15 protein-coding genes are annotated in these 13844 nt (G+C 64.9%); 9 read left to right on the top strand and 6 right to left on the bottom strand.

The genetic code is table 11. The features are described 5' to 3' along the window. Genes O3299_RS09370 through O3299_RS09340 form a run of 7 tightly spaced genes read left to right on the top strand, consistent with a single transcriptional unit; the run spans position 1 to position 6132 of the window. Positions 1–651 carry an amino acid ABC transporter permease gene (locus O3299_RS09370; protein ID WP_305062142.1) on the top strand — a complete coding sequence of 217 codons (651 nt, stop codon included), beginning with the start codon at positions 1–3 and terminating at the stop codon, positions 649–651. Continuing rightward, entirely contained in the window at positions 638–1372 is a 735-nt protein-coding gene (locus tag O3299_RS09365; RefSeq protein ID WP_099667569.1) for an amino acid ABC transporter ATP-binding protein, read from the top strand. Before O3299_RS09370 ends, O3299_RS09365 begins: the two co-directional genes overlap by 14 nt. Continuing rightward, on the top strand, positions 1369–2115 hold the full coding sequence (locus tag O3299_RS09360) for a sugar phosphate isomerase/epimerase (RefSeq protein WP_099667570.1): 747 nt from the start codon (positions 1369–1371) through the stop codon (positions 2113–2115). The genes O3299_RS09365 and O3299_RS09360 overlap by 4 nt, the downstream gene beginning before the upstream one ends. After that, positions 2112–3086 (top strand): sugar kinase, encoded by a 975-nt coding sequence (locus O3299_RS09355; protein WP_305062141.1) that lies wholly within the window; start codon positions 2112–2114, stop codon positions 3084–3086. The genes O3299_RS09360 and O3299_RS09355 overlap by 4 nt, the downstream gene beginning before the upstream one ends. Before the next feature lie 20 nt (positions 3087–3106). Then, entirely contained in the window at positions 3107–4105 is a 999-nt protein-coding gene (locus O3299_RS09350) for a D-glycerate dehydrogenase (RefSeq protein WP_305062140.1), read from the top strand. Continuing rightward, positions 4102–5118: a porin gene (locus O3299_RS09345; protein WP_305062139.1), complete on the top strand. Its 1017-nt coding sequence runs from the start codon at positions 4102–4104 to the stop codon at positions 5116–5118. The genes O3299_RS09350 and O3299_RS09345 overlap by 4 nt, the downstream gene beginning before the upstream one ends. A 12-nt stretch (positions 5119–5130) precedes the next feature. Further along, positions 5131–6132 carry a Gfo/Idh/MocA family protein gene (locus tag O3299_RS09340; RefSeq protein ID WP_305062138.1) on the top strand — a complete coding sequence of 334 codons (1002 nt, stop codon included), beginning with the start codon at positions 5131–5133 and terminating at the stop codon, positions 6130–6132. A gap of 72 nt (positions 6133–6204) precedes the next feature. Here the strand turns inward: O3299_RS09340 and lysS are convergent, their stop codons facing one another. From lysS to O3299_RS09320, 4 genes are all read right to left on the bottom strand, one after another. Further along, complete coding sequence (gene lysS / locus O3299_RS09335; protein WP_099667574.1) at positions 6205–7734, bottom strand: lysine--tRNA ligase; 1530 nt, start codon at positions 7732–7734, stop codon at positions 6205–6207. Positions 7735–7752: 18 nt separating this feature from the next. Further along, complete coding sequence (locus O3299_RS09330) at positions 7753–8448, bottom strand: HAD family phosphatase (protein ID WP_305062137.1); 696 nt, start codon at positions 8446–8448, stop codon at positions 7753–7755. A 2-nt stretch (positions 8449–8450) separates the two neighbouring features. After that, positions 8451–9555, bottom strand: a protein-coding gene (gene prfB, locus O3299_RS09325; RefSeq protein ID WP_139143151.1) for a peptide chain release factor 2 whose coding sequence is annotated in 2 segments (ribosomal slippage) — positions 8451–9473 and positions 9475–9555 — 1104 coding nt in all. Because the reading frame shifts where the segments join, the coding sequence is not laid out codon by codon here. Next, the gene (locus O3299_RS09320) at positions 9472–9759 is read right to left on the bottom strand and encodes a hypothetical protein (RefSeq protein ID WP_171984906.1); all 288 of its coding nucleotides are present in this window, start codon (positions 9757–9759) and stop codon (positions 9472–9474) included. The genes prfB and O3299_RS09320 overlap by 84 nt, the downstream gene beginning before the upstream one ends. Between O3299_RS09320 and O3299_RS09315 the strand changes: the two genes are divergently transcribed. Together O3299_RS09315 and O3299_RS09310 are read left to right on the top strand one after the other, a co-directional pair. After that, positions 9758–11791 carry a bifunctional 2',3'-cyclic-nucleotide 2'-phosphodiesterase/3'-nucleotidase gene (locus O3299_RS09315; protein WP_305062136.1) on the top strand — a complete coding sequence of 678 codons (2034 nt, stop codon included), beginning with the start codon at positions 9758–9760 and terminating at the stop codon, positions 11789–11791. The genes O3299_RS09320 and O3299_RS09315 overlap by 2 nt on opposite strands. An 8-nt stretch (positions 11792–11799) precedes the next feature. Then, the gene (locus O3299_RS09310) at positions 11800–12276 is read left to right on the top strand and encodes a tetratricopeptide repeat protein (RefSeq protein ID WP_305062135.1); all 477 of its coding nucleotides are present in this window, start codon (positions 11800–11802) and stop codon (positions 12274–12276) included. 12 nt (positions 12277–12288) lie between these two features. On the opposite strand, the gene O3299_RS09305 is transcribed toward O3299_RS09310, so the two are convergent. Beyond that, positions 12289–12687, bottom strand: a complete 399-nt coding sequence (locus O3299_RS09305; protein WP_251348366.1) for a hypothetical protein — start codon at positions 12685–12687, stop codon at positions 12289–12291. 9 nt (positions 12688–12696) lie between these two features. After that, positions 12697–13572, bottom strand: a complete 876-nt coding sequence (locus O3299_RS09300) for a hypothetical protein (RefSeq protein ID WP_305062134.1) — start codon at positions 13570–13572, stop codon at positions 12697–12699. Positions 13573–13844 lie beyond the last annotated feature (272 nt).

Here is a 13844-nt window from a genome sequence, read left to right as displayed (position 1 = left end):
ATGATCAGTGACTTTTCCTGGGATAACCTGCAATTCCTGCTCGAGGCCACGCGCTGGACCATCGGCCTGTCGCTGATCGTCTTTATCACGGGCGGCATCGCCGGCTTCGCGGTGGCGCTGCTGCGCACGGCGCGCAGCCGATTCCTGCGCTGCATCAGCGCCCTGTACATCCAGCTGATCCAGGGCACGCCCGTGCTGACCGTGCTGTTTTTGACCTATTACGGGCTGGCTCTGTTCGGCTACAAGCTGTCGCCGGTCATCGCGGCCGGCGCGGCGATGACGATCTTTGCCAGCGCCTACCTGGGCGAGATCTGGCGCGGCTGCATCGAAGGCGTGCAGCGGCAGCAGTGGGAGGCGTCCGCCGCGCTGGCGCTGAACCGCTACCAGCAGCTGCGCTACGTCATCCTGCCGCAGGCGCTGCGCCATTCGCTGCCGCCGACGGTGGGCTTCATGGTGCAGATCATCAAGAACACCTCGATCACCTCGATCATCGGCGTGGTGGAACTGACGCGGGCAGGGCAACTGGTCAGCAATGCGACCTTCCTGCCTTTCATCGTCTTCCCCATCGTCGCCCTGATCTACTTCGCGCTGTGCTATCCGCTGTCGCGCTACAGCCATTCACTGGAAAGGAAATTCCATGCCCATCGTTGAAATCGACCATATCAGCAAGAGCTTCGGCGCCAACCACGTGCTCAAGGGCGTGTCGTTCGCCGTCGAGCGGGGCCAGGTGATCGCCGTGATCGGCCGCAGCGGCTCCGGCAAGAGCACCATGTTGCGCTGTATCAATGGCCTGGAAACCATCGACAGCGGCAGCATCGTCGTGGCCGGCCACACGCTGACGGCGCGCCAGGAACATCTGCTCGACTTGCGCAAGGATGTCGGCATGGTCTTCCAGAGCTACAACCTGTTCCCCCACCTGACCGTGGAAGAAAACGTCATGCTGGCGCCGCGCATCGTCAAGAAGGTGCCCGACGCCCAGGGCCGCGCCACGGCGCTGCGCGTGCTCAAGCAGGTGGGCCTGGACCACAAGCGCGAGGCCTATCCCGAGCAGCTGTCGGGCGGCCAGCAGCAGCGCGTGGCGATCGCCCGCTCGCTGGCGATGGAGCCGCAGGTGATGCTGTTCGACGAAGTGACGTCGGCGCTCGATCCGGAACTGACGCAGGAAGTGCTGAAGGTGATGGAAGAGCTGGCGCAGGCGGGCATGACGATGCTGCTGGTGACGCACGAGATGGAGTTCGCGCGGCGCATGGCCGACGTCACCGTCTTCATGCACCAGGGATTGGTGTGGGAGAGCGGGCCGTCGGAAGCCTTTTTCAGCAATCCGCAAACGCCCGAAGCGCGCCAGTTCGTCGGCGCGGGAGCGATCAAGTGAGCCCCGTCCTGGTGGCGGCGTCGGCCTACGGCGCAAGCAGGGTAAGGCAGCTGGGGCAAAGCCAGTTCATCGACGTGGTGGCCGATGCGGGCGGCGCCGGCATCGAGATCCGCCGCGAACTGTTTACTTCCGACTTGCCGGACCTGGCGCGCATGGGCGCGGCGGTGGCCGCGCGCGGCCTGTACTGCGTGTATTCCACGCCCATCGAATTGTGGGGCGCGGACGGATTGCCGCAGCACGCGCTGCTGCAGCAGATGCTGGACGAGGCGGCGCGGCTGGGCGCGCGCTACCTGAAGGTGTCGCTCGGTCATTACCCGGCCACGCCGGAGCTGGCGGCCTTGCACGCCCAACTGGCGGCGGCGCCCGTGGCGCTGCTGGTGGAAAACGACCAGACGGCCCACGGCGGCAAGCTGGCGCCGATGGCGCGCTTCCTGGCGGCGGCGGACGAAGCGGGGCTGCCGGTGGGGCTGACCTTCGACATCGGCAACTGGCGCTGGGTGGGCGAGGATGCGCAGCAGGCGGCGCGCCTGCTGGCGCCGTACGTGCGCTATGTGCATTGCAAGGCTGTCCTTGACGACGGCGGAAGGCTGTCCGCCTGCGCCGTTTCCGACGCCGATCCGGCCTGGCGCGCCGTCTTCGCGCATTTTGCGCCGGGCGTGCCGCGGGCCATCGAATTCCCGCTCGAGGGCGCCGACCTGGTGGCCGAAACGGGCCGCTACATTCAGATGCTGGAGGCCGCATGATGGCGCAGGAATCGAATCGAGGGGCGCACGCCCTCGACGTTGTCACCTATGGCGAGGCGATGGCGATGTTCGTTGCCGAGCAAACGGGCGACCTGGCGGCCGTGGCGCATTTCACGCGCCGCCTGGCCGGCGCCGAGACGAATGTCGCCATCGGCCTGGCGCGCCTGGGCTTGCGGGTCGGCTGGCTGAGCCGGGTGGGCGACGATTCCTTCGGCCGCTTCATCCGCGCCAGCGTGCAGGCCGAGGGTGTCGATTGCAGCCGGGTCGTCACCGTCGCCGGCCAGTCCAGCGCCTTCCTGCTCAAGGAAAAGGCCGAGAATGGCGCCGATCCGCTGGTCGAATACTTCCGCAAGGGGTCCGCCGCCAGCCGGCTGGCGCCCGAGCACTTCGACCCCGCTTATTTCCTGTCCGCGCGCCACCTGCACGCCACGGGCGTGGCCGCGGCGCTGTCCGAGACCAGCCTGGCGTTCGCCGGCCAGGCGCTCGATTTCATGCGCGCCAACGGCCGGAGCGTGTCGTTCGACCCGAATCTGCGGCCCTCGCTGTGGCCGTCGCAAGCCGTCATGGTCGAACAGATCAACCGCCTCGCCGCCAAGGCGGACTGGGTGCTGCCCGGCCTGGGGGAGGGAAAAATCCTCACCGGCCACGACCTGCCGCACGACGTCGCCGGCTTTTACCTGCGGCGCGGCGCGCGGCTGGTGGTCGTCAAGCTGGGCGCCGACGGCGCCTATTACCGGACGGCCGAGGGCGACAGCGGCATGGTGCCGGGCGAGCGCGTGGCCAACGTGGTCGACACGGTGGGCGCCGGCGACGGCTTCGCGGCCGGCCTGGTCAGCGCCTTGCTGGAAGGCTTGCCGCTGGCGCAGGCGGTGGGGCGCGGCAACCGGGTCGGCGCCTTCGCCATCCAGGTGGCCGGCGACATGGAAGGCTTGCCGACCCGCGCCCAGCTCGACGCGCTGGTCCCATCTTGAACCGTACAGGGGAAATACTCGTGAAAAAACATGTGGTTGTGTACAAAAAACTGGCCGAGCCGCTGCTGGCGCGCCTGCGCGCCGAATGCGAGGTGACGTATTTCGAGGCGATCGATGCGGGCAACCGCGCCGCCTTCGCCGCCGCCATCCGCGGCGCGCACGGCTTGCTGGGCGCCAGCGTGCGCCTGGACCGCGAACTGCTGGACCCGGCGGAAGAGCTGCGCATCATTTCCACCATTTCGGTGGGCGTCGACCAGTTCGACGTCGATTATTTGCGGGAACGGGACATCTTGCTGGCCAATACGCCGGACGTGCTGACGGAAACGACGGCCGACACGATCTTCGCGCTGATCCTCGCCAGCGCGCGGCGCGTCGTCGAACTGGCCGAATTCGTCAAGGCGGGACGCTGGACGCGCAGCGTGGGCGAAAGCCAGTACGGCGTCAACGTGCACGGCAAGACCATCGGCATGCTGGGCATGGGCCGCATCGGCCGCGCCGTCGCCCGCCGCGCCGCGCTGGGTTTCGGCATGCAGGTGCTGTACGTGAACGGCGAAGCCGTGCCTGAGGTGGAGGCGGCGCTGGGCGCGCGCCAGGTGGCGCTCGACGACTTGCTGGCCGGCTCCGATTTCGTCTGCGTGGTGCTGCCGCTGACGGCGCAGACGGAACGCATGATGGGCCGGCGCGAGTTCGCGCTGATGCGCCCCGGCGCCATCTTCATCAATGGTTCGCGCGGGCGCATCGTCGACGAGGCGGCGCTGATCGAGGCGCTGCAGCAGGGCACCATCCACGGCGCCGGTCTCGACGTGTTCGAGCGCGAACCGCTGGCGCCGGACAATCCGCTGCCCGGCATGGCCAATGTGGTGGCGCTGCCGCACATCGGCTCGGCCACGCACGAAACGCGCTACGCCATGGCGCAGCAGGCCGTGGACAACCTGCTGGCCGGTTTGCGCGGCGAGCGTCCGCGCCACCTGGTGAGCCAGGGACAGTTTTCACAAGAAGATAGACAGGGCAAGACATGAAGAAGAAGGTAGTAGGGGCAATGATCATCGGCGCCGGCAGCGGCTTGTGTTGCGCGCAGTCGAACGTGGCCATGTACGGCATCATGGACCTGGGCGTGGTGTCCGAGAGCGGCGGCGCCGGCGGCAGGGTGCTCAAGCTGACGAGCGGCATCGCCAACGGTTCGCGGCTCGGTTTCAAGGGCAGCGAAGACCTGGGCGGCGGCATGACGGCGCTGTTTACGATGGATGCGGGCATCCTGGCCGACACGGGCGCTTCGGCCCAGGGCGGCCTGCTGTTCGGGCGCCAGGCCTTCGTCGGCCTCGCCGGCGCGGCGGGCACCTTGCGGTTGGGCCGCCAGTACACGTTCATCGACAGCAGCCTGGGGGCGCTGGACCCGTTCTACCTGGGTTTTGCGGGCAGGATGAGCAACGTCTTCACGGCCGGCTACATCAGCCGTGTCGACAACAGCATCACCTACAGCTCGCCCGTGCACGGCGGCCTTTCCGGCGAACTGGCGTACGGTTTCGGCGAAGTGCCCGGTGATGCATCGGCCAGGCGCTACACGGGCGCGGCGGCCACTTATGCCAGCGGGCCGCTGTATGTGCGCCTGGCGCACCAGGACGCCAACACCCTGTCAAGCGCGCTGGTGGCGGGCAGGGCGCGCAACACGGTGCTGGGCGCCACCTGGGACTTCGGCGTGGTCAAGGCGCATGGCGCCGTCGCCGTCAGCAGGAGCACTGCGGGTGCGGCCACCACGGTCGACAGCGCGGACCTGATGCTGGGCGCCACCGTGCCTTTTGGCCCGCACCGCGTCCTGTTCTCGTACGTGCGGCGCGACGACCGGCGCGCCGCCAACGGCGACGCTTCCCAGGTCGGCATCGGCTACACCTATGCGCTGTCGAAGCGCAGCACCTTGTACGCGGCTTACGCGCATATCGACAACCGCAACGGCGCCGCCTACGTGGTGGGCAACGCCACCGACAACGGCACCGGCAACCAGGCCTGGAACCTCGGCCTGCGCCACACTTTTTAACGGGAGAATCGAATGAAGAAAATCGGATGGATACTGGCCGGCGCCAGCACCGTGGCGCGCGAATGGATGGTCGACGCGATCCGCCAGCAGGGCGACGCGGAAGTGCTGGCCGTGGTCAGCAAGGACGCCGCGCGCGGCGCCGCTTTTGCCGCGCAGTTCGGCATCGCCGCCAGCTATACGGACCTCGAAGCGGCGCTGGCGCATCCGGGCGCGGACGCCGTGTACATCAGCACCACCAACGAATGGCATATGGCGCAGACCTTGCAGGCGGCGCGCGCCGGCAAGCACGTGCTATGTGAAAAACCGCTGGCGCTGAACCTGGACGACGCCCGCCGCATGGTCGACGGCTGCGCCGAAGCGGGCGTGGTGCTGGGGATTAACCACCACCTGCGCAACGCCGCCAGCCACGGCAAGGTGCGCGAGCTGATACGCGCCGGCGAGATCGGCCAGCCCCTGTATTGCCGCGTACTGCACGCGAACAACCTGCCGCAGCACCTGCGCGGCTGGCGCCTGGATGCGCCGGAGTCGGGCGGCGTCACGCTCGACATGTTCGTGCACGACGTCGACACCCTGCGCTTCCTGCTGGATGCGGAGCCGCGCCACGTCACTGCCTGCGCCACCAGCGGCGGCATGACGGTGGCCGGGCTGGAAGAGGGCCTGATGGCCGTCATCGAGTTCGACAACGGCACCCTGGTGCAGGTGCACGATGCGTTCAATGCGCCGCATTCGCTGTCCGGCGTGGAAATCATCGGCACCAAGGGCACCATCTTCGCCACCGGCGTGATGACGCAGCGCCCTGTCGGCAGCATTACCCTGACGCGCGACGGCGGCAAGGTCGACATCCCCGTCGAGCATGAAAACCTGTACGTGCGCTCGGTGCGCGCCTTCCAGCGCGCCATGCGCGGCGAAGGACAGCCTGCCGCCACCGGCGACGACGGCATGCGCGCGCTCGCCACCGCATTGGCGGCGCAGCAGGCCAGCCGCAGCCACCAGCGCGTGACCCTGGACGCCTGACGGCCGGCCGTAGAAGTAAAAAAGCCGCCTGATCGCGAGACCAGGCGGCTTTTTATCGGCTTGCGTCCGTGATTACTCTTCGCGGCGCAGATGCGGGAACAGGAGGACGTCGCGGATGTTCGGCGAATCCGTGATGATCATCATCAGGCGGTCGATGCCGATGCCGCAGCCGCCGGCTGGCGGCATGCCGTATTCCAGCGCGCGGATGTAGTCGGCGTCGTAGAACATCGCCTCTTCATCGCCGGCGTCCTTGGCGGCGACTTGCGCCAGGAAGCGGGCCGACTGGTCTTCCGCGTCGTTCAACTCGGAGAAGCCGTTGGCGATTTCGCGGCCTACCATGAACAGCTCGAAGCGTTCCGTGATGCCGGCCACCGTGTCGGAAGCGCGCGCCAGTGGCGACACTTCGACCGGGTAGTCGATGATGTAGGTCGGTTCCCACAGCTGCGCTTCAGCCGTCTCTTCGAACAGCGCCAGTTGCAACGCGCCCAGGCCGGCCGTGGCGAACGGCTTGACGCCGAATTTTTTCAGCTCTTCCTTGATGAATTCGGCATCGTTCAACTGCTCGGCGGTGTAGCCTGGAGCATACTTGTTGATCGCTTCGACGATGGTCAGGCGGTGGAACGGTTTTGCCAGATCCAGTTCGCGGCCGCCGTAGGTCAGGGTGGCGGTACCGTGCGCGTCGATGGCGGCCTGGCGGATGACGGCTTCCGTGAAGTCCATCAGCCATTTGTAGTCGGTGTAGGCCGCGTAGAATTCCATCATCGTGAATTCAGGGTTGTGACGGATCGACACGCCTTCGTTGCGGAAGTTGCGGTTGATCTCGAACACGCGGTCGAAGCCGCCCACGACCAGGCGTTTCAGGTACAGCTCGGGCGCGATGCGCAGGAACATCTGCATGTCCAGCGCATTGTGGTGCGTGATGAACGGTTTTGCCGCGGCGCCGCCCGGGATCGTGTGCAGCATCGGCGTTTCCACTTCCATGAACTCGTTCTTTTCCATGAAGCGGCGGATCGACGAGATGGCGGCGGTACGCGCCTTGAAGGTGCGGCGCGTCTCTTCGTTCATGATCAGGTCGACGTAGCGCTGGCGGTACTTCGTTTCCTGGTCGGCCAGGCCGTGGAATTTGTCCGGCAGCGGGCGCAGCGACTTGGTGATCAGGCGCAGTTCCGTGACCTTGATGGTCAGTTCGTCCGTCTTGGTCTTGAACAGGGTGCCCGTCACGCCCAGGATATCGCCCAGGTCATAGTGGTGCAGGGCGGCCATGGCCGCTTCGCCGGTCAGGTCCAAGGTGGCGTAGATCTGGATGCGGCCGTCGGCCTTCGGGCCGGAGGCGTCTTGCAGGGTGGCGAAAGCGGCTTTCTTGCCGGCTTCGCGCTTGAGCATCATGCGGCCGGCCAGCACCACGGTGACAGGTTCGGCTTCCAGCTCTTCGCGCGTCTTGCCGCCGTATTGCGCGTGCAGGTCGGCCGCCTTGTGCTCGGGGCGGAAATCGTTCGGGAAGGCGACGCCTTGTTCGCGCAGTGCTGCCAGCTTGACGCGGCGCTCGGCGATGATCTTGTTTTCATCGGGGGCGGCGGCTTGTTCTTGGATATCCGTAGTCATGGTGTTCTTCGTTGGTGATTATTGATGATGTGGCGCCAGCGCTGGCGCCACGCTGGCAAACAGTGCGTCGACGTCGAGTGTGGAGAAATCCGGCACGATGGCAATGACGTTGTCGAAGGCGGCAAACGCCTCGGCCGGCAGGGTGGTGGTGAGCACCACGACGCGCATGCCGGCGCGGCGCGCCGCTTCCACGCCCAGGGGCGCGTCTTCGAAGACGATGCAGTCTTGCGGCAGCGCGCCGGCCAGCAGCGCGCCTTTCAGGAAAACGTCCGGGTGCGGCTTGCCCCGTTCCACGTCGGCGGCGCCGACGATGGCGTCGAAGCGGTGGCGCAGGTCCAGGCCATCGAGCGTGAACGCGATGTTCTCGTCCGGCGCGGCCGTGCCCACCACCAGCCCGACGCCAGCCTGGCGCGCGCTGGCGATCAGCCGGTCGAAGCCAGGCACCGTGGCCAGGTGCGGGCCATACAGTTCGCGGTAGACGACTTCCTTTTCCGCCAGCAGGGTGGCGTGGTCGGCATCCGCGCCCAGGTACTTGGCGATGATTTCGTGCCCCTGCCGTCCCGCCGTGTCGCGGAAAAAGGCGTCCGCGTCCAGCGCATGGCCGTGGCGTTCAAAGAACGCCAGCCACGACGTCGTGTGGAAGGCCATGTTGTCGACGATCGTGCCATCCATGTCGAACAGGAAGGCGCGCTGCGCCGGAGCGGATGCGTTCATCCTTACACGCCTTGCTTGAGCGAGGCGGAGATGAAGTCGTCGATGTCGCCATCGAGCACGCCCTTGGTATTGCCCGTCTCGAAACCGGTGCGCAAGTCCTTGATGCGGGACTGGTCCAGCACGTAGGAGCGGATCTGGTGACCCCAGCCCACGTCCGTCTTTGAGTCTTCCAGCTTCTGCTGCTCGCTCATGCGCTTGCGCAGTTCATGCTCGTACAGCTTCGCTTTCAGCATTTCCATCGCTTCGGCGCGGTTGCGGTGCTGCGAACGGTCGTTCTGGCACTGCACCACGATGCCGGTCGGCGCGTGGGTCATGCGGACGGCGGAGTCGGTCTTGTTGATGTGCTGACCGCCGGCGCCCGACGCGCGGTAGGTATCGACGCGGATATCGGCCGGGTTGACGTCGATCTCGATCGAATCGTCGACTTCCGGATACACGAACAGCGACGTAAACGAGGTGTGGCGGCCGTTGGCCGAGTCGAATGGCGACTTGCGCACCAGGCGGTGCACGCCCGTTTCCGTGCGCAGGAAGCCGTAGGCGTGATCGCCCTCGACCTTCAGGGTGGCCGTCTTGATGCCGGCGACCTCGCCGTCGGACTGCTCCAGGATTTCGACCTTGAAGCCCTTGCGTTCGCAATAGCGCAGGTACTGGCGCAGCAGCATCGAGGCCCAGTCCTGGGCTTCCGTACCGCCGGCGCCGGCCTGGATGTCGATGAAGCAGTTGTTCGGGTCCATCGGATTGTTGAACATCCGGCGGAATTCCATGCTTTCGATGACCTTGCGGATTTCCTGCACGTCCTGCTCGATCGCTTCCAGGGTCTCGTCGTCGCCTTCTTCGCGGGCCATGTCGAACAGGTCGCGGGTGTCGCGCAGGTCGGCATCGGCCTTGGCGAGCGTGAAGACGATGGCTTCCAGCGCCTTCTTCTCTTTACCGAGGTCCTGGGCGCGCTTCGGATCGTTCCAGACGGTCGGATCTTCCAGCTCTTCGTTGACTTGCTCTAGTTTCTCCGACTTGACAGTGAAGTCAAAGATACCTCCGAAGTTCGGCTTCGCGGACCGTCAGGTCGTTGAGCAGGGCGGAGATGATATTGATGCGTTCGGCTTCCATAATGTTCTGGTCTTCTATGGTGAAATCAAACCCTGAATTATACGCGAGCGCGGCGCGTTTCCGCTGCCGCCGCGGCGCAATTGCTGCCGCACGGGGCAATAAAATGACGATTTTGCTGTATTTACGACAATATTTTTGCCTTGATAGGGGCTGCCGTGCTGCGTATGATGCTGGCGATATTGTCTTTCCACAGGAATACATCATGCTTCAACTTCCCCGTCTCGCCCTGTTACCGCTGCTGCTGGCCGGCTGCGGCGCCTTGCCGCCCGCCGCCACGGGACCCGCCCGGTCGCCATCGGCCGCGCCGGCCGGCAGCAGCGCCACCCTGGCCCTGCTGGAGACGACCGACTTGCACGCGAATGTGCTCAGTTATGATTACTACAAGCTGCAGGCGGAACCCTCGATCGGCCTGGAACGCACGGCGGCCTTGATCGCCCAGGCGCGCGCGCAGTTCCCGAACAATCTCTTGCTCGACAACGGCGACACCATCCAGGGCACGGCCCTGGCCGACTACCAGGCCCTCGTGAAACCGCTGGCTTGCGACCAGACCCTGGCCATCTACAAGGCCATGAATTTGCTGAAAGTGGACGGCGGCGGCATCGGCAACCACGAATTCAACTACGGCCTGGCCTTTTTGAGCCAGGTGACGGGCAACCGCTTCGACGTCGACAGCGTCGACGCCAGCAAGCCGCGCTGCGCCGGCCCCGCATTCCCGCAAGTGCTGGCCAACGTCTACAGCGTCAAGACGGGCCAGCCCCTGTTTGCGCCATATCACATCATCGACAAGCAGATCACGGCCACCGGCCCCGATGGCAAGGCCATTACCGCCACCGTGAAGGTGGGCATCATCAGCTTTGCGCCGCCCACCATCATGGCCTGGGACAAGCGCTGGCTGGAAGGCCGCGTCTACACGCAGGGCGTGCGCGAGACGGCGGAAAAATTCATCCCCGAGATGCGCGCCAGGGGCGCCGAGCTGGTGGTGGCCATTTCGCACGGCGGGCTCGATGACAGCCCGTACTCGCCGACCATGGAAAACGGCAATTACTACCTGTCGCAAGTGCCGGGCGTGGACGCCATGCTGATCGGCCACTCGCACCAGCTGTTCCCGAACGCCGCCAGCACGGTGCCGCAGTTTAATTTGCCCGGCGTCGACAAGGTCAAAGGGCTGGTCAATGACGTGCCGACCGTGATGGCCAATTTGTGGGGCAAGCACCTGGGCGTGATCGGTTTGCGCCTGCGCCACGACGGCAAGCAGTGGGTGGTCGACAAGAGCGCCACGACGGTGGAAGCGCGCGGCATCCAGAACGCGGATAAGAGTTACGTCCAGCCCGATGCAGCCATCGCCACGCTGGTGGCCGAGGAGCACGCGGCGACGATCGCCTACGTGCAGACACCGGTCGGCGCCACGGACTTCCGCATGTCGACGTATTTTGCCGATGTGGGCGACGTCAGCGCCATCGAAGTGGTGAACCAGGCGCAATCGGGCTACCTGGCCGCCTACGTCAAGGCGAACCTGCCGCAATATGCCAGTCTGCCCGTGCTGTCGATGTCGTCCCCGTTCAAGAGCGGCTCGGCGGGCGTGTCCGACTACACGGACGTCAAGGCGGGCAATGTGGCGCTGAACAACGCGGCCGATTTGTATCTGTATCCGAACGCGCTGTACGGCGTGAAGATGAACGGCATCGAATTGAAGGCCTGGCTGGAGCAGTCGGCGCGGCGCTTCAATACCATCGATCCGCACAAGGCGGAGCCGCAGGAACTGGTCAACACGGCCCATCCGAGCTACAACTTCGACACGCTCACCAGCGCCGACGTGCGCTACCAGATCGACGTCACGCAGCCGCCGGGCCGTCGCATCCAGGGCCTGACGTTCAAGGGCAAGCCGGTGGACGCCAGCCAGGAATTCCTCATCGCGACAAATAACTACCGCGCCAGCGGCGGCGGCAATTTCCCTGGCCTCGACGGCAGCAAGACGGTGGTGGCCTCGCCCGACAACAACCGCGAACTGCTGATCGCCTACGTCACGCAGCAGAAACACCTGACGCGCGCGAAAAACGGTTCCGCGCGCAGCTGGCGCTTCGCCAGGGTTGCCACGAAAGGCCCCGTGGTCTTCCATTCCGCGCCGAACGTGATCGAGCTGGCGAAAGCGGCCGGCATCGACAACGTCACGCAGTTGAAGCTTGATGACGGTGCCGGCAAGGGCTTTGCGCTGTATCAGCTCGACCTGTCGAAATGAAGGCATGGGTGTTTGCCATCGCCCTGGCCGTATCGCCGCTGGCATCGGCAGGGCCGGACCTCACGGCCCAGGCCAAGGTCTTGATGCGCGCGGGCGAGGCGACCCAGCCGCAGGCGCGCGCCCTGTTCGAGCACGCGGCGGGGCAGGGCGGCGGTCCTGCCGCGTACTACCTGGGCTTGATGCACAAGAACGGCATGGGTGGGCCGCAGGACAGCGCCGCCGCGTTGCGCTGGCTGGAACTGGCCGCGCAACGCGGCGTGGCGCCAGCCATGTTCATCGTGGCAAACATGCTGCAGGAGACTGATCAGGAACAGGCACGTCACTGGCTGGATGCCGCCTGCGACCTGGATTACCCGGAAGCGCTGCAGCAGAAATCCGTCGCCCTGGCCGAAGGGCGCATGGGCTATGCGCACAGCGAGGAACAGGCAAACCTGTACCTGAAAATGGCCACGCATGCGATGGGGCACAGGGCCGAAGAGCCGTGATTGTCCGCCAGGTCAGGTTCGCAGGCTATTTGCAGCCTCGGCAATGGCCAGCGGGTTGCGCGACAGCAGGGCGGCGGCCAGGTCCAGCAGGCCGGCCGCTGCCTTGATGGCCGCGTGCGTGTGCCCGATGTCGGCCACGGTTTTCCTGCCTTGGTCGATGGCCGTGTTCACATTGGCCAATGCCTGCTGCGCACTCTGGTTGATCAGGTAGATGCCGTGGGCGCGGAAAAAGGACACCATCTGATCCAGGTGGCTTTCATATTGCTTGAGATCATGCAGCACGGCTGACGGCGTCGGCGGCGTGCGGTCGGTCAGCGCGATGCGCAGCTCCAGTACCTGGTTCGAGGCCTGTGCCAGCTTGTCGGCGATTTCCGTGGTTTGTTTTTCATCGAGTGCGATAACGTTGCCCATGTCCGACTCCTACCAGGGGGATGGTGAATAATTGGCGGCCTGTTTTTGCAGGGTATCGACTTGCTTGGCAAAAGTGTCCAGTTGACGCTCTAATGCCGGGTCTTGCATGGACTTGGCGCGCAAGGTGCTGAGACTGTTTTGCAATTCCGTCATGGCGGCAAGATAGGCGTCGATGACCTTGCCACGCTCCTGCAGTTGCCGCCCGTCAAGGTAGAGCTTGGCCTTCAGATAGTTGCTGGTCACGGGTTCCCTGGCGGCAGCGTTGTCGAGCGAGCGATTCAGGGATGCCAGCGTCAGGCTCTCGTCGTGCAGATTGGCCTGGTAGTTTTGCTGCGCATATTTTTTCAGTGCATTGCTGATGATATAAATATCGTCTTCGCGCGCCAGCAATTCGTTGATTCCCGACTGCTGTCTTTGCTGCGTGACAATCTGGCTGATCAGCGCGCTCAGGCGCGTGACTTTGTCCAGCTGGTCGGCGTCGAGCACCGGCGCCATGCCGCCGGACTGCTGCAAGGCGCCCAGCGAACCGCCAAGGGCGCCGATCTCCTCCTTGTAGTTCGCCAGCTTGTCGTTGGCCAGCGCGGCAAGTACTTCCGCGTAGCGTTTCAATACATCGTTCAGTTCGGCTGTGCCCGCCAATTGCGCCGCATAGTCCTTGCAGCGCCGGAGCAGGTCCTGTTCCGTTTCCTGCGCAACGTAGGGGCGGTCGGTGATGATGCTGTTGCGCCGTACATTATTGGTGCAACTGCTCATGGAGTGGGTCAGCATGGGTTTGAATACTTCCGTTATCGCCACCGTCTGTCCCGCGAACTTGTCGACCGGCGTGAAGTTCTTGCAGGCGCTACTCATGCCGGCGATCAGCAGGCAGGCGCAGATGCTTGTCATGGGCTGGCGCATAGGGTCTCCATGGTAGGGAAGGGATTGCCGCCATGGCCGGTTGACCCTGGTTCAATGACCATATCACCATTGCATCGCCATACTTTTGACGCAGATCAGACATATGCATCGTGTGTCATGGTGTCGCACCTGTGTCAATTTGCGCCATATTTTCCTTACAAAAGACTGACAACAGGCCTGCAATTGCGGCTTTTCCGCATGTTGCGACGCGTCATATGTAGTTGTTGCTGGTGCATGTTTACTCACCTACAATGATTTAT

The sequence above is a fragment of the Janthinobacterium sp. SUN176 genome (assembly GCF_030587335.1).
GTDB lineage: Bacteria > Pseudomonadota > Gammaproteobacteria > Burkholderiales > Burkholderiaceae_D > Janthinobacterium > Janthinobacterium kumbetense.
The sequence above is the reverse complement of the archived record's forward strand: the minus strand, read 5'-3'. Positions and strand labels throughout refer to the sequence as shown.